Consider the following 20,085-nt stretch of genomic DNA (forward strand, 5'->3'; position numbering starts at 1 on the left):
GATGCAATTTCAATGGATAGATTTAATTCTTATAGTGATGATTGGATTATCTACGATAACTGGATTGTTTCGTGGGGTAATAAAAGAAGTTATTGCTTTAGGTATTTGGATAGTTGCCATATGGGTGGGATATAACTATTCTCAAAGCTTGACACCCTGGTTATCACAGTTCATAGGAAACCAAACAGCGCGTACCGCCGCAGCGTTTATGATTATTGTTATTGGTGTGATGTTTGCTGGAGCGGTAATTAATTTTATCCTAGGTCTTATGCTTCGCCGTTCTGGCTTAAGCAGTATTGATAAGATTTTGGGAGGGTGCTTTGGTTTTGGAAGAGGGGTTTTAATGGTGTCATTAGTATTGGCGGTGTTAAAAATGACCTCCTTGCCTTATCAGCCTTATACCCAAAGCTCAGTGGTTTGTAATAAATTACAGCCTGTAGTGAACTGGATTTCTGGTTATATTCCTATCGTGCTTAATCAAATGAAATCAATGGATGCGGTTTCAGGGAATATCGGTAATATCATTGATTCTATTCCTCATCCTTAAAAATCCAACTGAATCTGAGTAGTTAATATGACCTGGTTGTATCCAACCAGGTTTCCTTTCTATATAATCCTGATAGACTAACCGCAGTTTTGTTATTCAAATGAATAACTGTTCACGGTATACATTCGTAATGGTGACAAGTTAAAAAATAACATCTTCATGAACGCTAAGGTTTATGAGATAGAGTGCGATTTCACAGGATGAATCTTAATCTATGGTTGGATTAATTAATTTCTTATCTTTTTTAGCGCTACTGGGGGTTGTCCCGGTTATTACTTTATTTCTTCAATTTCTCTTGGTTGGTATCCATGGATTAAAAAATCACTACTCACAATGTAAAAATTATACTCCTAGGGTAGCAATTATTATTCCAGTTTGGAATGAAGAAGATGTGATTGGTTTTAGTATCGATAGTTTAATGAGCTTGAATTATCCCTACGAATGTTTACGAGTTTATGCCATAGATGATGTTAGTAGCGATAAAACACCACAAATTCTGGCCGCTAAAAGCCAAGAATACCCTGATCATGTTTTTAACATTCGACGTATTGAAAAAATCGATTTTGGCAAGGCTGCAGTAGTTAACCATGGTTTAAAAACTATACTAAGCGATTCCTGGGCAGAAGCGATTATGATTATTGATGCGGATGTCATGTTTGAAAAAAATTCCTTGCGAAGAATGACCCGCCATTTTGCTGACCCTCATATTAGCGCCGTGACGGCCTATATAAAGGAAGGACAAAATCCAGGTAATATAATGACGCGGAGTATAGGATTTGAATACATAGTTGCCCAGGCCGCAACACGACGCGCGCAGAATGTTCTTGGAGTTATGGCATGTTTGGCAGGAGGAGCGCAACTGCATACAAGGGCAAATATTGAGCAGCTTGGGGGTAAAATTGATACCTCAACTTTGGTTGAAGATACCTACACAACATTTAAAACTCAATTACATCGAAATAAAGTTCTTTTTGATGGAAATGCAATCGCAATTGCCGAAGAGCCAGGTGATATAAGCAGTCTCTGGCGACAACGATTTCGCTGGGCAGAGGGGAATGTACAGATTATTAATAAGTTTAAAAAAATATGGTTCCGTCCCAGTACTCCTGGTGGATTAGGTGGTATTTTTTTTGGCTTGATTTGGTTTAGCACAGTTTTGATGCCCCTAATTATGATTACTACCTCAATAGCGCTTAATGCCCTCTATTTTTTAAATGCGTCATTATCTTGGCAGTTTTTCCGTATTTTTTCTTTAATTAGCTTTGCTACTTATTTATTTACAACTTTTTATGGTTTTTGTGTTGATCCCAAAACAGCAAAACGAGTCTGGTTTGAAGGAATAATGTTTCCGGGATTAATTTCTTTAATAAATATGTTGGTTGCCGTTTTTCCAGATCACGCGACTTTGCTTATTCATCAGTATTGTTCCACAGAGTTAGTATATATTTATGACCATTATTTTTTGCTTTGGGCTAATAGTTGGATTTCTTTATGTATGTTTTTTGCTTGGATTCTTTATCGTTTGGATAGGGCGGGTGTTTCGCAAAAAATTACCAACCCATTACTTTTAATAGTTGGTTATGGGCCATTGCTTTGTGTTATTACCTTATGCGCTTATCTTGTGCAGTTTTTTCATCGCGAAATGAAATGGAATAAAACCATAAAGACTGGCAAAGTAGAGCCGAAAAAAAAATCATTAGTGGTAGCTTATGATTTTCACACGATCCTAGCTGCTGATCAGAAAGAAGAGCGTCGGTTATTTTATTATGAAGTGGTGATGCTTACGATTTTAATTATTTTTTGTATTTTACATCGATATTATGGATTATCATGAAAATGATTTGGTTTAAATACAGTCTAATACTTTTTATGCTTGGCCAAACTTGTTTATTAAGGGCGGAAAATGGATCCTCAGTGTGTAATGCCAACCAGGGTCTTACCTTATTAAATCAAGAAAACCCACCTTTTCTGCAAATTAAAACGATACTCTCAGCCTGTGATAAAAGCATGCCCCAGGATGTTCAGGTTTTGCTGTTGCATGGCTTATTAGCCAGAAAAGAAGGTATGAAAAACAATCATTATTCAGAGGCAATTTCTTGGTTAAAACAAGCTAGAGCAACGGCATCAAACACTAATGATATTCCTGCATTAGAATTGGCGGTCACTTATGAATGGGCAAATCAGCCTGATAATGCGCAACCCATTTATGAGCAAGTTTTAGCGAGAAATCCTAACTCTCGCCCCGCGTTGCTGGGCTTGGCTCGTACAGCAACAGCAAATGATCATCTGGAGAGCGCCCTTAACATTTATAAAAAGCTATTAAGCGTAAACCCTAAAGATCCTGATGCTTTAAATGGAATGGGGCGAGTTATGATGGCTTATAAAACATATGATGAGGCAGCGCTTTATTTTAATCAGGTTTTAACCATGCAACCAGGTAATGTCGATGCACAAATTGGCATGAAGCAGGTTAATCTGCTGAATGAACAAGTTGCGAAATTAGACTCCGCCATTGCCCCAATTTTTACTTGTGATCCGGCTCAAGGGTTAAAATTAATTAACCAATCTCCTCCACAACTATTATTAGTGCAACAAATTCTCTTAAATTGTGCCCGTGAGAAAAATACTGATGTGCAAGTATTGTTGTTGCAGGGATTAAATGAGCGTGTACAAAAAAGGTATCCTCAGGCTATAGAATGGTTAAAAAAGGCAAAGAATGCGGCTTCGCCTGATAACCCAGTACCAGCCCTAGAATTGGCTGTAACTTATGAATGGTCGCATTTTAATTTAACCGCAAAGAGTATTTATGAGACGCTTTTGGCTATTCATCCTGATTTACGTCCTGCTTTGCTTGGTAAAGCACGTATTGATATGTCGCAAAAAAATAGTGCTGAAGCCCAACACATTTATACACGCTTACTGCAAAAAAACTCTAAGGATCTAGATGCCTTAAACGGTTTAGCCCGTATTTACATGATGGAAAAAAATTATGCCGAAGCGAAACGTTATTTTGATCAGGTGTTGGATCTGGAGCCGGGAAATGTCGATGCTAAAATCGGTTTAGAACAACTTAACTTAAGCAAAGTAGTAAGTCAGCCCTTGCAACACAAAGCGATCCCAGCAAAGTTATCTCCTTGCAATACGGCTGCGGGGCTTCTATTGGTCAACGCTAAAAATCCTCGCGTGAACGAGGTACAGCGAATTCTGAATTATTGTGACCAATTAAAGCATCCTGATGCCCAAGTCTATTTATTGCATGGATTATTAGCTCGCTCACAAAAGAATTACCCTGAGGCAATACGTTGGCTTCAACGTGCTAAAAATGCTGCATCAAGTAATAATTCCGTACCTGCACAAGAATTAGCATTAACCTATGAGTGGTCTTTGCAATTAAAAAAGGCACAAGCTGAATATGACGCGTTGTTGACTAAAAACCCCAAATCTCGCCCCGCATTATTAGGGGCTGCGCGCGTTGAAACCGCACAATACCATATCCATATTGCGAATCTTATTTATAGTCAATTGTTGACTATAAATCCTAATGATGTAGATGCTTTAAATGGCATGGGGCGTCTACAAATGACTAATAAAAAATTCAAACAGTCGCGTGCTTATTTTAATAAGGCTTTGCAACTTAACCCTAAAAATAGCGATTCATTAATGGGGTTAGAGCAGCTGAATAATTCCACGCGTTATATGGCAAGTTTTAATCAGGGACAATATCGGGTACTCGACAAACAATCAAACAGTAGTGTGCTTTATGGGTATAGCGATATTAATGCTACGGATAGGATTATTGGTATTGCTACCCATAACAGCCAGCAATTAAATTTGGATCTGACTGTTGAACCAACGATATTGCCCAATAACAGTATTTTTCTTGCTTATCAACGCCAACTTCCTGGTAAATATGGCTGGGGAATCAATTATGATTTTCGACAGCATAATAATTTACCTATAGAGTCACGTGTTGGTGGCACAGGCAATATTTTCTTACTTAATTCCTTACAGTGGTTTGGTGGTTTTTGGGCTGGATTTCCTTCACCATGGAACAACCAACTTTATTTTTCAGGCCTGACATATTATACCTTGCTTCCCTTCAACATCAGTGCAACAGGTTTTTGGGGAAATCAACAAATAGGTGGCCAAAATACTACTTATTCTATTGACTTAAGTAAAGAATTTGCAAATTCTGCTTTTTATGATGTAGGTGCCTCTTATAATACGACGCAAAAATTTTGGGGTTATCATGGACGCCTTATTTTCCCTACGTTTAAACATCAGGCGATAGAGGGGTCTGTGGAGCATTATGAATTTAATAATATCACTATTTTTGCCGCAGGCTGGCGTATATATTGGGGCTGATGCAGTGTGTAGCAAGTAATGAGCTAAACTGAAGATAACGCCGTCGCATAGAGAGAAAAATAATGAAAATACTATTAACCGGGGCTGGTGGTGCGGCAGCCGTTAGTGTTTGGAAAAGTCTTAACCGAGAGCATGAGATTTACATGGCTGATATTGATCCTTGTGCCGCGGGCTTGTATTTAGTTCCTCCAGCACGAAGACTGATCATTCCTGCTGGTAATTCACCACAGTTTCCATCTATATTGCTTTATGAATGTCAAAAGCATCAAATCGAATTGCTTATTCCTACTGTAGATTGTGAGTTGAGCCATTTGGCATTACAGGCAAAGCAATTTGATGAGTATGGCATCAAAATACCTCTTAGTTCAGTGGACGCATTAGAACGTTGTCGTGACAAATACTCCTTGTTAACTTATTGTCAAAGCACCGGTTATACACCCGAATTCAGTTTGTTTACATCGAAGCTTGATATTACACGATTGCAATTTCCTTGTTTCGCTAAACCACGTCGGGGTGCGGGCTCTAGTGGTGCCATGATCATTAATGGCATCGATGATTTTAAAATGTTACCTGATGATGGTAGTTATCTGGTTCAGGAGCTACTCCCTGGGGATGAGTATTCTGTTGATATCTATATTCACAGCACTGGCCATCCAATAGCTGCCGTCCCCCGTTTACGTATGAAAATTGATTCTGGCATCGCAGTTGCAGCACGAACCTGTATTAATCCACAATTATCCATGATGGCCATTGATATTGCTCAAAAAGCAGGAATTACTTATGTGGCTAACGTGCAATTTAAAGCCGATGCAAAAGGGAATTTTAAGCTATTAGAAATTAATCCTCGTTTCCCAGGAACTTTACCATTAACTAGCGCAGCAGGAATTGATATCCCTCAGCTATTAATTGACGACTTGTTAAATAAGCCGTTTACTTCACACTTATTACCGTTTAAAGAGTTAATGGTTGTTCGTTATTGGACGGAATGTTTTTTTGCTCCTGATGAATGGAAGGCACTATCTCCGTCTTAAAACTAGCGCCAATCAATATTAGGGGGCAAAATAAATACAAGGTGAATTATATTTTTTCTCTTCTATACTTATCTATAACATGGCTTAAAATTTTTAAATTCTGGGTATGTTATGGATAAACCACTTTATAAAATTTTACTCATCGAACCCAATGTCAATGTGGCTCGTAGCATTTTAAGTTGGTTAGAAAACAAAGCGGAAGTAACTCATGTATTGGATATTGACGACTGCAAAAAGAAAGTCGCGATTGCTGATTGGGATCTAGTCATTACCGACATGAATTCACCGGAAATGGATGATTTGGATATTACCGTAATGGTAAAAAATGCAAATCCAGAAACCTCATTACTTATTGTTACAGAAGACAAAAAGGTGGACTTTATTATTTCTGCCATGCAAAATCACGCCGATGGTTTATTTTTTAAACCTCTACAAGAAAACGAATTTGTTTTTAAAGCCTTGACGTTAGCCGAAGAGTCGAGAAATAGACGTTTAAAAGGGAAAAAAATAGTGCTTGCAATAGGAGCTCATCCTGATGATGTCGAGTTTGGTTGCGCGGGCACCTTAGCAAAGCATCGAGCTGACGGAGATTCTCTGAATATTCTCACGTTAAGTATGGGGGAGGTTGGAGGGGATTCTTCAATTAGAAAGCAAGAGTCGCAGCGGGCTTCAGAAATTCAAAATGCGCACTTATTTATGGGACATTTTACTGATACTGATATTAATCATGCAGCGAGCACTATTCAATTTATTGAAAAAATAGTGCAAGAAGTACAACCTACACATATTTATACGCATTCATTTCATGACAGTCATCAGGATCATCGTAATGCTCATCAAGCAACGATCACGGCATGCAGAAAAATCCCCAATTTGTATTGTTACTTATCTCCGTCAAGCACCGTGGATTTTAAACCAAATGTATTTATTAATATTGATAAATTTATCGAGGTTAAATTATTGGTGCTGGGCGCTTTTTCAAGCCAATTCAGTATTCGTCCCTATCTTGAACCGGATTTGATCAAGGCAACCGCAAGGTATTGGGGACGTTTTAGTAATTATCATTTGGTTGAACCAATGGAGGTCATTAAAGGGCATTCATGAGTTATTTAAATTCTTCTATCTCATACAATCCTTCGTGTTTAATGTACTGATAGACTTCTTTAGGGATTTTAAATCCAACATCCTTTCCATTTTTAATCTCTTCGCGAATCATCGTAGAAGAAATCTCATAATGACCCGCATCAAACATAAGTACAGTACCAGCTTTACTGTTCAACAAGGCCCATTTTTCCTTACATTGATAATTCATTAAGAATTGTTGTATTAGCTCTGGGACTCTATTCTGGACAAATTCATTACGATTAATCACCAAAATATTCGCTAAAGTAATAAGTTTGTCCCATTGATGCCATTTAGGCAGTGAAATAAAAGCATCGTAACCAATAATTAACGTAATTGATGCGCTTGGATATTCGTTTCTAAAGCTTTGTAGTGTCTCGACCATATAGGAGGGGGTATCGCGTTCTATTTCGCGTAAATCTAATTTAAAATGGGGATAGTCCTTTATGGCTAATTCGAGCATTTTGATGCGCTGAGCATTACTGGCAAAGGTGGGTGGCTTTATTGTTGGAACTTTGCATGGTAAAAAAAAATAAGTATCGAATTTAAAAGAGGATTGAATGCTTAAACTTGTTTGCAAATGTCCATTATGAATCGGATCAAAGGTGCCACCAAAAATTGCTATATGCTCCATGTGTCACCTACTAACTTCCCCAGACATAGTGACAGAGCAAGATTTTCCAGTGCATTCCATATTTGGCTGCTAAAACTTGATTTAATGCGCTCATCGATTAGGTAACAATATTGGTGCAACCGTTGGAGTTCAGCTCTATTTAACCGTTTGCCGGCTGCTTGATAATGACTAAAACGTTGAGGCCATATTTTTAATTGGCTACAGGCACTTTTAATATCTACTTGTTGTTGTAGTAAATGAGTGAGCTGAAGCATGAGTCTTACTTCTTGGGCGAGCATCCACAAGATTAAAGTTGCTTCTGTTTTATTGTTTGCTGCGTGCCTTAAAATTGGAATAGCTTGCGCAGCGTTACCCAATAGGCAAGCTTCCGTTAATTCAAACAAATTATGATCGCATTGATCTGATAATTGTTCTTGGGCTTGTTGCACACTGATTTTATCATTTGGCGCGTAGGTTAATATCAACTTCTCAATGACTTGCGCGCAAGCAAGCATATTACCTTGTGTGTAATGATGAATTACCTCAGGCACTAGAGGGTCGAAGCTAAATGCATTAGCTCTCAGCTGAGTTGCAATCCAACTCTTCATATTCGCAGGATTTAATGGATAGGCTACCGAAAGAACCACTTGTTCATGTGAGGCTAACCACTGCAATTGTTTTGCAGGTATATTAGGTGCGCGAATGATAATAAAACAGCGCGTATTAACAGAATTTAAATAGCTGGTGATAATTTTTTTCCCAGTTGCATCCAGTGATTTTTTATCAAAGTAAATATTCAATAAGATGGCGTCGGAAAATAAGGAGTAGCTATTTGCCTCTTCAAGGACATTATTCCAGTCATCAGCAGATTGAATGGATATGAGTTTTTCATCACACTCATAATCTTTTTTAATAGCAGTTTTTATGGTGCTTAATGAATCATCAAGAAGATAAGTATCCTGTCCAATCAGCATATAGAAGGGAGCAATTTTTTTTTGTAGCTGCTGGGCAAGCATTTGCTGTTTAATTTGCATAGCATTTCATATTAATTAACAGGCTGAATTCCATTGGTATTTATTTCTACATCACGATGACTGAGTTGGTTAAGCAGCTGAATGGCTGCGTCTTGCTTCATCTCACTTATTAAAATGGTTTCTTCATCGGTGGAGCCCAGAATACGATCATTGTTTATGGTAATTTGCCGTGTAACTTGAACTTGTTTTGGTACTTTTAGTATTTTTCCCTTACGGGTTTGCAACATAAATTCAATGAGTAACGTTACCGTAAATTGCCTGGGATTAGTACTTGCACCCACACTCACAATTTGACGTGAAATAAGCTCTCGGTTAATGATTAACCAGTATTTAGCTAGAGCTGGATCTGATTCCACATGAATATTGTAACCTTCTAATTGAGCCTGAAGTATGGAAATGAGCTCTTTATCCTGCTCTTTGGCAACAATTGCAATATCATTGAGCCAGGTAGGTACATTCATCATACCACGTAAATGAAAGCCACATGCACAGAGCAGGAGGCTTAGCATCAGTGGTATGAATAGTTTTTTCATTAGGCCACGACCAGGTTAATCAATTGTCGGTGTGCTACTACAATTGCTTTTTTAACGGTTTTACCCGTGATAAAATCATGAGCATGTTCTTTTGCTGCCTCAATTAAAACATCTTCAGCGGTATCAACATTTGCCGTAAATTGTGCTCTGAGTTTCCCATTAACTTGGACTACAAAATCGACTTCCTCAGTCTTTAATGCGCCCTTATCAACCCTAGGCCAATTGGCGTCAATAATCGCTTTTTCAAAGCCTAATTGCTGCCATAAATGATGTGCAATATGAGGGGTTATTGGTGCAAGCAAGCGTAGTAAGATACTCATGCTGGAGTGAATAAAGAATTTATCTTCTTCAGTTTCTATAGAGTATGCTGAAATTTCATTAAATAGCTTCATGCAACTCGAGACAACTGTATTAAATTGGTTGCGATCATAGTCATGAGTTGCTTGCGCAAGAGTTTGGTGTACCACATGGCGTGATTTTTTCAAGCGGCTATCTGCCTGCTGCCAGTTCACATGCCCGTTGCCACCAAGGATAATGTCATTGATCTCGACAAACATATTAATATGTTGATAGGCATAAGCCCAAACACGCTTTAAGAAACGATGAGCTCCTTCAACTCCTGCATCAGACCATTCAAGTGATTGCTCTGGAGGAGAGGCGAACATAACAAATAAACGCGCTGTATCTGCTCCATAAGTGTCAATAAGTTGATTTGGATCAACAATATTACCAACAGATTTCGACATTTTATGGCCGTCTTTTAATACCATACCTTGAGTTAATAACGCTTTAAATGGTTCGTCCGAATTCACTAAACCTTCATCGCGCATCAGCTTATGGAAAAAGCGAGCATAGAGTAAATGCATGACTGCATGTTCAATTCCACCAACATATTGGTCTACAGGGGTCCAATATTTAGCGCGATCATCTAACATGGCATTTTCTTGGCCTTTACATGCAAAGCGTGCGTAATACCAGGATGACTCAACAAAGGTGTCAAAGGTATCCGTTTCACGACAAGCATCCTGTCCGCATTTGGGGCAGGGGACATTAACGAATTCTGGACACTGAGCTAAGGGTGAGCCTGTGCCAGTAAACGATACATTTTCAGGTAAAACTACAGGCAGATCATAATCTGGAACCGGAACAGTACCACATTGTTCACAAAGGATCATTGGAATAGGTGTACCCCAGTATCTTTGTCGGGAAACACCCCAATCACGCAAGCGGTAATTAATAGTTGCTTTACCTGCTTCATTTTCTTCAAGGAAGCTAGTAATAGTCGAAATTGCTGCAATTGAATCTATTCCATCAAATTGACCGGAGTTAATTAAAGTACCTTCGCCGGTGTATGCTGATTTTTTAAAATCATGATCGACATCACCAGCAGGCTTAATTACTTGCTTGACTGCTAAGTTATATTTTTGCGCAAATTCCCAATCTCTTTGATCATGAGCAGGAACAGACATTACCGCACCAGAACCGTATTGCATTAATACGAAATTGGCGATCCAGATCGGAAGCTCTTCGCCGGTAATTGGATGAATTGCAGTCATGCCTGTTGCAATTCCACGCTTTTCCATAGTTGCTAGTTCAGCCTCGGCCATTTTAGTGCCCTGACAGCTGGCAATAAAGTCGGTTACTTCTTGGCTATGAGTAGCTGCTTCTTTCGCAATAGGGTGATCGCTGGCAACTGCAAGATAGGTTGTGCCCATTAATGTGTCGGGGCGAGTGGTATAGATTTTCAAACGTTTAGGGTAATTATTTACGTTGAAATGGATTTCTGTTCCTGTGGAACGACCAATCCAATTGCGCTGCATTTGCTTAACTTGAGCAGGCCACTCATCTAAAGTATCCAAAGAACTTAATAATTCATCGGCATAGGCGGTAATTTTAATAAACCACTGAGAAATTTCTTTTCGTTCAACTAATGCGCCAGAACGCCAACCACGACCATCAACTACTTGTTCATTTGCAAGTACAGTTTGGTCTACCGGATCCCAGTTAACAACCGCGTTTTTTTTGTAAACTAAACCTTTTTCAAATAAGCGAATAAAAAACCATTGTTCCCAACGATAGTATTCAGGAGCACAGGTGCAAATTTCACGACGCCAATCATAGGCATTGCCTAAGCGTAAAAATTGCTTTTTCATTGATTCTATATTTTGTTTAGTCCACTCAGCAGGATGAATGCCATTTTTTATCGCAGCATTCTCGGCTGGTAGGCCAAAGGCATCCCAACCAATTGGCTGCAGTACATTCTTACCTAAGGCCCGTTGATAACGTGCAATCACATCACCAATGGTGTAATTACGAACGTGCCCCATGTGTAATGTTCCACTGGGATAGGGAAACATGGATAAACAATAGAATTTCTCTTTGTTTAAATCTTCAGAAACATTGAAAGACTGTTTTTTATGCCAATACTGTTGAGCTTGTTCCTCAACTTCTTGTGGTATATAGGTATTATCCATGGGTCAATATTATTTAGTAAGTAACTTTAAGATCGCTAAGCATAACTCCTCTTGTCCTTGCCAGCAATAGATAATCGGGTTGCCACATGCATAAAAATCTCTTGACATTTTATAGGCATCACGTTAGGAGAACGGGTAAAAGGAGGTTCTTCAGAGCGTAGTCCGCCCTAGCGCAGTCTAATGCGGGACGTTGGGGTACAACCACCTGTATTAGGACTGCCCTAATTCGGACTGATTATGCCTTCCTTCGAAAAAACATCAACAAAGTAAATGATAAAAACACCGCACAAAAGATAAATGTAGGCATTTCACTCCACCTAATCCACGGGGTTATGCCTTCGGCAGGATAAATGCTGCCTTGCAAAATTCCAGCACTGAAGGGAGGAAGCATTTCGGTTATATCACCACTGGCATTAATTACCGAAGATAGCCCATCATTATTCACTACGACCTGATAGCGGCCTGTAAGGATAGACAAAATCTGTGCCATTTGCAGTTGCTGATAGCTGGCAAGGGAATGTCCAAACCACCCATTATCACTGATCGAAACAATCCATTGAGCTTCTGGCATTTGCATTCGCAGAAGATAAGGATAAGCAATTTCATAGCAAATAAGGCTAGCTATTGGATGATTAGCCACCTTAATTAATGACTGGTGAATTTTCCCTGGTACTAAATTGGCATCGGGTAAATTAAACCAACGATTAATTGTTTGTAAGGGTTTGGGAATATATTCACCAAAAGGCACCAGTTGTCTCTTTAGCACTTTTCCTTTTCCGGCACCGAGAGTGATCACTGAATTATAGTAATTAGCTTCACTGTCATTCGTAGGTTGTAATATGCCTAACATGAGGGCACTATTTGCTTTTATGGCCTTCTCATTGAGTTTATGTAAATATTTATCTAAATAACTGGCGGGAAGGGGTAGTGCTGATTCGGGTAAAATAATTAATTGTTTGCCCAATAGCTTATTGATTGCCTGTTCATAATGTTTTAACAAATTCCAAAATAATGTTTCATCCCATTTATCCCGCATAGATAAGTTTGCTTGGACTCCACCAATAGTTATGGGCTCTTTTTGCACTTGAGTCCAGCTTATATTTTTGAATGCAAAAGGGCTAAGCATCAAGAGGATAAAAACAATTACATAGGCATTGCGTTTGCTGGAGTGTTCTTCCTGCACGGTAAGCACCAAGAAAGCTGCAAGGAAGGCACATACCAAGCTCAAGCCATAAATTCCTAAAAGTGGAATTAGGAATTTAATTGGAGTATCAATAAGTACAGTACCTACAAATAACCAAGGAAAGCCACTAAATAACGTTGCCCTCAGATATTCACTGATGCACCATAGAACGGCAAAAAGTACAGCAGATAATAACTTGTTGAACTTAAATTCCAGAGTTATGAACGAATAAGTAACCAATGCAGGAAAGAGCGATAGATACATAATAAAAACTAAGGTCACTAATCCTGAAAGTAAATAATTTAATTGGCCATAGTCGTGAATGCTGACAATAACCCAAGAAACGCCAAAGCCAAAGTACCCGATTCCATAAAAAAAGCCTAGATAAAAACTTTGTTTTTTAGAACAGTTTTTTAGACTGGCATATAAAAAGGCCAGGCTTAAAATAGTTAATCCTGGCATATGAAAGGGTGCGAAACCTAATGCCGCTACAAGCCCAAGAATGAGCGTCAATAAATATTTAATATATCCAATGTGTATGGAAGTACCTAGTGGAATGGAATTGGCTAAAGCAGTTTGCTTCATATGCTATCATAAAATTGGAAAATCATAAGATAAAGGAGTACTGTTTTCAGGTCAAGAAATTTGAAAAGGCTATTTTGAATATAGATTAGCACAGCTCACTTTGCAATTAGCGAGTTTTTGTGTAGGATTATCCCCGACTTACAATGGAGAGGGATTTATATGTACAATGTCATGATTACGGGTGCAGGGAAAATTGGTAGTTTAATTGCCTGTTTATTAACGGAAAGCGGCTCTTATCAAGTCCATTTAGTCGATGTTGATTTTAATGGGTCTGATGTAAAGCGACTACTCAGTGCTTTACCCAAAGTAAAAACAGTAGCCTTAGATGTTACTGATGAACAAGCCACAACAGCTTATATGGAAAAGAATAATATTGTGGCGGTTATTTCAAGTTTACCTTACTTCCTAAATACACATGTTGCTGCAGCTGCTAAAGCGGCGGGAGCCAATTATTTTGACTTAACTGAAGATACATCGGTTACTGATGCAGTAAAAGCTATCTCTAAAAATGCTGAAACTGCCTTTGTTCCTCAGTGTGGATTAGCTCCTGGATTTATTAGTATTGCGGCAAATAGCCTAATGCAAGAATTTGAAGAGTGTCACCATGTTAAAATGCGTGTGGGCGCATTACCACAAAATGCAAACAATGCATTGCATTACTCATTAACCTGGTCAACTGACGGGGTAATCAATGAGTACGGTAATCTTTGCTATGGTATTAAATATGGCAAGGAAGTTACTTTATCTCCTCTAGAAGGTTTAGAAGCGATTCAAATTGATGGCTGTGAGTATGAAGCATTTAACACTTCAGGCGGTCTAGGTAGTTTGGCTGAGCTGTATGCTGGCAAAGTTCATACCATGAACTACAAAACAATGCGCTATCCAGGCCATTGCCAAAAAATGAAGTTCTTAATGAATGATTTACGCCTAAATGAAGATAGAGGAACCTTAAAGCGTATTTTAGAAAATGCTATTCCTAAGACTTATCAAGATCTCGTTATCGTTTATGTTACTGTTGAAGGCATTAAACGTGGTGAGCTGACGGAAAAGAACTATGTGAAGAAAATATACCCACAAGTCATTGCAGGTTTAGAATGGTCTGCAATTCAAGTAAGTACGGCCTCTGGTGTTTGTGCTGTAGTTGACCTGGTATTAGGGCAAGCTAATGAATACAAAGGCCTAGTCTATCAAGAAAATTTCCAATTATCGGCAGTATTGGAAAACCGCTTTGGCCGTTATTACGCTTAAGGCTATAACCTAACCCGTATTACGACTATCGTCGTATACGGGCTACAAGCTAAGTCAGTCCCGTTTTATTCTATAAAAAGAGTTTTCAAGGAGTTATACATGGAATTATTAAGGCAACTACATATTCAAGATACCAATGCCGGAGCTTTTAGTGGCCAAGGTTGGCACAGTAATGTTCATGCGGATACTTTTGCCTCTTTCTGTCCAACAAACAATGAGAAACTTGCTGAAGTAGCTCCTTGCACTATGGATGATTATGAACAGGTTATGAGCCGTGCTCAAAGTGCTGCTCAAGAATGGAGAATGGTTCCTGCACCAAAACGTGGGGAAATCATCAGACAAATCGGTCAAATTCTACGTGAGAAAAAAGATTTACTTGGAAGCCTGGTTTCTTTAGAAATGGGTAAGTCCAAGCAAGAGGGGGATGGTGAAGTTCAGGAAATGATAGATATTGCTGACTTTGCAGTCGGTCAATCTCGTATGCTTTATGGTAACTCCATGCATTCTGAACGCCCAAATCATAGAATGTATGAACAATGGCATCCTTATGGGATTGTTGGTGTTATTTCTGCCTTTAATTTTCCGGTGGCCGTTTGGGCTTGGAATGCGTTTTTATCAGCAATCTGCGGTAATGTGACTTTATGGAAACCTTCTGAAAAGACCCCACTTTGTGCGATCGCTGTTCAACATCTATGTAATCAAGTTTTAAAAGCCAATAATTGCCCAGAAATTTTTAGTTTAATTATTCCGCAAGGCCATGGGGTAATCGATGCAATGGTCAATGATAAACGCATTCCTCTGATTTCTTTTACAGGCTCCACAGCTGTAGGAAAATTAGTCGCTGCAAAAGTTGCCTCCCGATTAGGTAAGACTATTTTAGAGTTAGGGGGCAATAATGCCATTATTCTAGATGAGTCAGCTGATTTACATTTAGCGGTTCCTGCAATTGTTTTTGGTGCCGTGGGAACAGCAGGTCAACGATGTACTACAACACGACGTTTATTTGTTCATGAGTCTCAGTACGATTTTATTATCGAAAAACTGCGCTCTGCGTATGAGCAAATATCAATCGGTGATCCTTTAGACAGCAATAATTTAATGGGACCTTTAATTGATAAGCATGCTGTAGAACAATTTAAAAAAACCATTGCCCGCGTTAAAGAAGCCGGTGGCAAAATTGTTTTTGGCGGCGAGGCCATAAATCAGTCGGGGTCTTTTGTACAGCCCACTTTAGTCTGTAATGTAAAAAATGATTGGGATATTGTGCAAGAAGAGACTTTTGCGCCTATCTTATATGTGATGTCATACCGTTCTTTAGATGAAGTGATAGAGATGCATAATAATGTTCCTCAAGGCTTGTCTTCAGCGATGTTCACGCAAAACTTAAAGCATGCAGAACGTTTTTTAAGTGCATGGGGTAGTGACTGTGGAATTGCAAACATCAATATTGGTACTTCTGGAGCTGAGATTGGTGGTGCCTTTGGGGGTGAAAAAGATACGGGTGGTGGACGTGAGTCGGGTTCAGATTCTTGGAAGGCATACATGCGTCGTCAAACCAACACCATTAACTGGGGTAATGAGTTGCCATTAGCTCAGGGTATTAAATTTAATCTAAGCTAGGGACTTTTACAGCCCCTATGATTTGGCCCTGCAGCTGCAGGGCCTTAAGTGTGAGTGATATTCATTAATTAATGAGGGAAAAATAATGCAGGAACCATTTTTCATAAAAAAAGTTGCGGTTCTCGGTGCAGGGGTTATGGGCGCACAGATTGCTGCACATTGCGTCAATGCTGGAATAGAAACTCTACTCTATGATTTGCCTTCTAAAGATGCCAATGCCAATGCCTTAATTGATAAGGCAATTGCTAATTTAACAAAGTTAAAACCCGCACCTCTTGCTACAGCACAAACAGCTGCATTGTTACACGCTCGAAATTACGAGCAAAATTTAGCTGAGCTGACTGAGTGTGATTTAATTATTGAAGCAATCGCAGAACGTTTGGATTGGAAAGAAGACTTATACAAACGTATTTCACCTCATTTAACGAATCGCTCCATTTTAGTCAGTAATACTTCGGGGCTTAGTATTAATGCACTGTGTTCTGTATTACCTGAAGCTCACCGCAAAAACTTCTGTGGCGTTCACTTTTTTAACCCGCCACGATATATGCATCTTGCAGAACTTATTCCTGCAAGTACAACCGATGCAAAATTAGTGGATCATTTAGAAGCTTGGTTAACCAGCTATTTAGGCAAAGGGGTGGTTCGTGCTAAAGATACGCCTAATTTTATTGCAAATCGTGTGGGCGTATTTTCTCTATTGACTACTTTACATCATGCTTCGGCCATGAATATGGGATTAGATGAAGTTGATGCACTGACTGGACCTTTATTAGGTCGCCCGAAATCCGCAACGTTCCGAACTATGGATGTAGTGGGTTTAGACACCATGGAGCATGTGGTTCGCACCATGCAAGAACAATTAAAAGATGATCCTTGGCACTCTAGTTTTAAATTACCTGAGTGGCTAACTGGATTAATCAAAGAGGGGTATTTGGGCCAAAAGTCAGGGCAGGGTATTTATCGCAAAAATGGTAAAGCTATCGAAGTGTATGACATTCAATCAGCAAGCTATCGCCCATCAAAATCAGAAGTAACTGATGAGCTTAAAACAATCATGGGAAATGCTGATCCTGTTGCGCGTATGCAAGGCTTGATGACTTCTAGTAATAAACAAGCTAAGTTCTTAGCTGCTTGTTTTAGAGATTTATTCCATTATTGTGCTTATCATCTCGAGGCGATTGCAGATAACGCACGAGACGTAGACTTAGCTATTCGCTGGGGCTTTGGTTGGATGCAAGGCCCGTTTGAAACTTGGCAATTATCAGATTTAGCTAAAACAACACAATTTATTAGTGAAGCAATTAAAGAAAAAGTTACTCTGAGTTCAGCCCAATTACCTGGATGGCTTTTTGAAGTTGATGCATTTTATAAGCAAGAGGGTGCTTATTCGCCTCAGAAAAATAACTATCAACCGCGAAGTGAGTTGCCTGTTTACAATCGTCAGTTTTTCCCTGATCGAGTAATCAAAGAACCAGTACATCCAACACCAGTTCTTTATGAGAATGATGGGGTCCGTTTATGGCATTTACAAGATGACGTCGCCGTTCTTAGTTTTAAAAGCAAGGCGAATACGTTAGGCCAGGCCGTTTTAGATGGCTTAGAAGCCTCCTTGGATGTCGCTGAAAAACAATGTCGAGGGCTTATTATTTATCAACATGATGCTGCAAATTTTAGTTCTGGAGCGGACTTACGCCATGTTATGAAATTGATCCAGGATAATAAGATGCATGAGCTTGATGACATGATTGCTCAATTCCAGGCAGGGGCTATGCGTTTAAAATACAGCTCCATTCCAACCATTGCCGCATTAAGAGGGCGTGCTTTAGGTGGTGGCTGTGAGTTCATGATGCATTGTGATGCGGTTGTCGCTGCTTTTGAATCATATCCTGGCCTAGTTGAGGTTGGAGTAGGGGTAATACCAGCAGGTGGCGGATGCAAAGAAATGGCAATGCGTGCTGCGAGTATCCCTCACGCTGATTTAATGACCGTCATTCAAAGTTACTTCCAACAAATAGCTATGGCACAAGTAGCAGGTTCTGCTGCTGAAGCAAAACAAATGGGTTACTTACGGAGTACCGATACATTTGTAATGCATGCAGATGAAGTTCTTTATGCTGCGCTAAGCAAAATTAAATTGATGCATGCGGAAAATTATCTACCCCCTTTACCAAGACAATTTAAAGTTGCGGGAATTGAAGGACTAGCTAGATTACAAACCGGTTTAGTAAATTGGCTAGAAGGCGGGTTTATTTCCCAACATGATTATTTCTTATCTACTGAATTAGCAAAAGTACTTTGTGGTGGCAATCTCAATCAAGGGGCACTGGTTGATGAGGCTTGGATGTTGAAATTAGAGCGTGAAGCCTTTGTTACTTTAGCAGCAACGCCAGCAACTCAAGCTCGTATCAGTCACTTATTAGAGACAGGCAAACCATTACGTAATTAAATGCAACCTATCCTCTCTCTTGGTTTTGGCCGAGAGAGAAGGAAGCATAAGGAAGATTAACCGATGACTAATGTATACATAGTTGATGTATTAAGAACGCCAGTAGGAAAAGCACCTCGAGGTGTATTTAAACATACACTACCTGATAATTTATTGGCACATACAATAAGAACCTTAATGAGCCGCCACCCAGATATTGATTGGGAAGAAATTGGTGATGTTGTTATTGGTTGTGCTATGCCCGAAGCAGAGCAAGGTATGAACGTAGCACGTATCGCCTCTTTGCTTGCGGGGATGCCGCAGTCTGTACCGGCAATGACGATTAACCGCTTTTGTTCTTCAGGGGTGCAAAGTATTGCAACTGCTGCAGCATCGATTCGGAGTGGCGAAATGCAATTAGCTCTTGCTGGTGGCGTTGAAAGCATGTCTATGGTGCCGTTAGGCGGCAATAAATACACGGCAAATCCAGCTTTTTTTGATAATGAACATGTTGCCATTGCTTACGGAATGGGGATAACGGCAGAAAATGTGGCGAAGCAGTGGGAAATTACTCGTGAACAACAAGATGAATTTGCGGCCGAAAGCCATAAAAAGGCAATTGCTGCTCAATTGCGTGGTGATTTCAAAGCAGAGATTGCACCAGTAGAAATTACAATAAGACAACCGAACTTGGCAAACTCAACCACAAATATTAAGACAAAGTTGATTGCTGATGATGAAGGGCCCAGAGCCGATACATCTTATGATGTGATTTCTAAATTAAGACCTGTTTTCGCATTAAAGGGAACAGTTACTGCCGGTAATAGTTCACAAACTAGTGATGGAGCAGGTATTGCTTTGCTGGCTAGTGAAGAGGCGGTCCGTAAATATGATTTAAAACCCATGGGCCGATTATTAAGTTATGCCGTAGAAGGTGTTCCACCAGCAATTATGGGAATTGGACCTATAAAAGCCATTCCTGTTGCTTTAAAGCGTGCTGGGTTAACTTTAGAGCAAATTGATTGGATTGAATTAAACGAAGCCTTTGCTGCTCAGGCTTTAGCGGTGATTAAAGAACTGGGGTTACCGCGAGAGAAAGTAAATCCTTTAGGTGGGGCTATTGCATTAGGACATCCTTTAGGAGCAACCGGTGCAGTTAGAACAGCAACCTTATTGCACGGTCTACACCGAACCAAAGGTAAATACGGGATGGTGACTATGTGTATTGGTACTGGTATGGGAGCTGCTGCGATATTCGAAGCATTATAATATCTAAATGAATGGGGCCTGGTTGCTAGCAAC

14 protein-coding genes are annotated in these 20,085 nt (G+C 39.5%); 9 read left to right on the forward strand and 5 right to left on the reverse strand.

Annotation, left to right across the window (positions count from 1 at the left end; translation table 11 throughout):
- Position 1: 1 nt before the first annotated feature.
- From E1P08_RS00090 to E1P08_RS00110, 5 genes are all read left to right on the forward strand, one after another.
- Positions 2-547 (forward strand): CvpA family protein, encoded by a 546-nt coding sequence (locus E1P08_RS00090; protein WP_133135958.1) that lies wholly within the window; start codon positions 2-4, stop codon positions 545-547.
- A gap of 214 nt (positions 548-761) precedes the next feature.
- Positions 762-2,381 (forward strand): glycosyltransferase family 2 protein, encoded by a 1,620-nt coding sequence (locus E1P08_RS00095; RefSeq protein ID WP_133134999.1) that lies wholly within the window; start codon positions 762-764, stop codon positions 2,379-2,381.
- Positions 2,378-4,912 carry a tetratricopeptide repeat protein gene (locus E1P08_RS00100; RefSeq protein WP_133135000.1) on the forward strand — a complete coding sequence of 845 codons (2,535 nt, stop codon included), beginning with the start codon at positions 2,378-2,380 and terminating at the stop codon, positions 4,910-4,912. Before E1P08_RS00095 ends, E1P08_RS00100 begins: the two co-directional genes overlap by 4 nt.
- 62 nt (positions 4,913-4,974) lie before the next feature.
- Positions 4,975-5,943, forward strand: coding sequence for an ATP-grasp domain-containing protein (locus E1P08_RS00105; protein WP_133135001.1), 969 nt, complete (start codon positions 4,975-4,977; stop codon positions 5,941-5,943).
- Between the two features lie 111 nt (positions 5,944-6,054).
- The gene (locus tag E1P08_RS00110; protein ID WP_133135002.1) at positions 6,055-7,047 is read left to right on the forward strand and encodes a PIG-L family deacetylase; all 993 of its coding nucleotides are present in this window, start codon (positions 6,055-6,057) and stop codon (positions 7,045-7,047) included.
- 1 nt (position 7,048) lies between these two features.
- Here E1P08_RS00110 and nadD read toward each other — a convergent pair whose 3' ends face one another.
- The 5 genes from nadD to lnt all read right to left on the reverse strand — a co-directional run bounded on the left by nadD (position 7,049) and on the right by lnt (position 13,487).
- Positions 7,049-7,699 (reverse strand): nicotinate-nucleotide adenylyltransferase, encoded by a 651-nt coding sequence (nadD, locus tag E1P08_RS00115; protein WP_133135003.1) that lies wholly within the window; start codon positions 7,697-7,699, stop codon positions 7,049-7,051.
- The gene (gene holA, locus E1P08_RS00120) at positions 7,687-8,712 is read right to left on the reverse strand and encodes a DNA polymerase III subunit delta (RefSeq protein WP_133135004.1); all 1,026 of its coding nucleotides are present in this window, start codon (positions 8,710-8,712) and stop codon (positions 7,687-7,689) included. The genes nadD and holA overlap by 13 nt, the downstream gene beginning before the upstream one ends.
- Positions 8,713-8,723: 11 nt before the next feature.
- On the reverse strand, positions 8,724-9,245 hold the full coding sequence (locus E1P08_RS00125; RefSeq protein WP_242602327.1) for an LPS-assembly lipoprotein LptE: 522 nt from the start codon (positions 9,243-9,245) through the stop codon (positions 8,724-8,726).
- Positions 9,245-11,719, reverse strand: a complete 2,475-nt coding sequence (gene leuS, locus E1P08_RS00130) for a leucine--tRNA ligase (RefSeq protein ID WP_133135005.1) — start codon at positions 11,717-11,719, stop codon at positions 9,245-9,247. The genes E1P08_RS00125 and leuS overlap by 1 nt, the downstream gene beginning before the upstream one ends.
- Positions 11,720-11,954: 235 nt before the next feature.
- Complete coding sequence (gene lnt / locus E1P08_RS00135) at positions 11,955-13,487, reverse strand: apolipoprotein N-acyltransferase (protein WP_133135006.1); 1,533 nt, start codon at positions 13,485-13,487, stop codon at positions 11,955-11,957.
- A 159-nt stretch (positions 13,488-13,646) separates the two neighbouring features.
- Between lnt and E1P08_RS00140 the strand changes: the two genes are divergently transcribed.
- The 4 genes from E1P08_RS00140 (at position 13,647) to E1P08_RS00155 (ending at position 20,052) form a co-directional block, all read left to right on the forward strand.
- Entirely contained in the window at positions 13,647-14,735 is a 1,089-nt protein-coding gene (locus E1P08_RS00140; RefSeq protein ID WP_133135007.1) for a saccharopine dehydrogenase family protein, read from the forward strand.
- A 99-nt stretch (positions 14,736-14,834) separates the two neighbouring features.
- Positions 14,835-16,355: an L-piperidine-6-carboxylate dehydrogenase gene (gene amaB, locus E1P08_RS00145; protein ID WP_133135008.1), complete on the forward strand. Its 1,521-nt coding sequence runs from the start codon at positions 14,835-14,837 to the stop codon at positions 16,353-16,355.
- An 85-nt stretch (positions 16,356-16,440) separates the two neighbouring features.
- A complete protein-coding gene (locus tag E1P08_RS00150) occupies positions 16,441-18,804 on the forward strand; it encodes a 3-hydroxyacyl-CoA dehydrogenase/enoyl-CoA hydratase family protein (RefSeq protein WP_133135009.1) in 2,364 nt (787 codons plus the stop codon).
- Positions 18,805-18,867: 63 nt separating this feature from the next.
- Positions 18,868-20,052, forward strand: coding sequence for an acetyl-CoA C-acyltransferase (locus tag E1P08_RS00155; protein ID WP_133135010.1), 1,185 nt, complete (start codon positions 18,868-18,870; stop codon positions 20,050-20,052).
- The last annotated feature ends 33 nt before the right edge of the window (positions 20,053-20,085 follow it).

The organism is Legionella rowbothamii (assembly GCF_900639985.1).
In the GTDB taxonomy this organism is placed as follows: domain Bacteria; phylum Pseudomonadota; class Gammaproteobacteria; order Legionellales; family Legionellaceae; genus Legionella; species Legionella rowbothamii.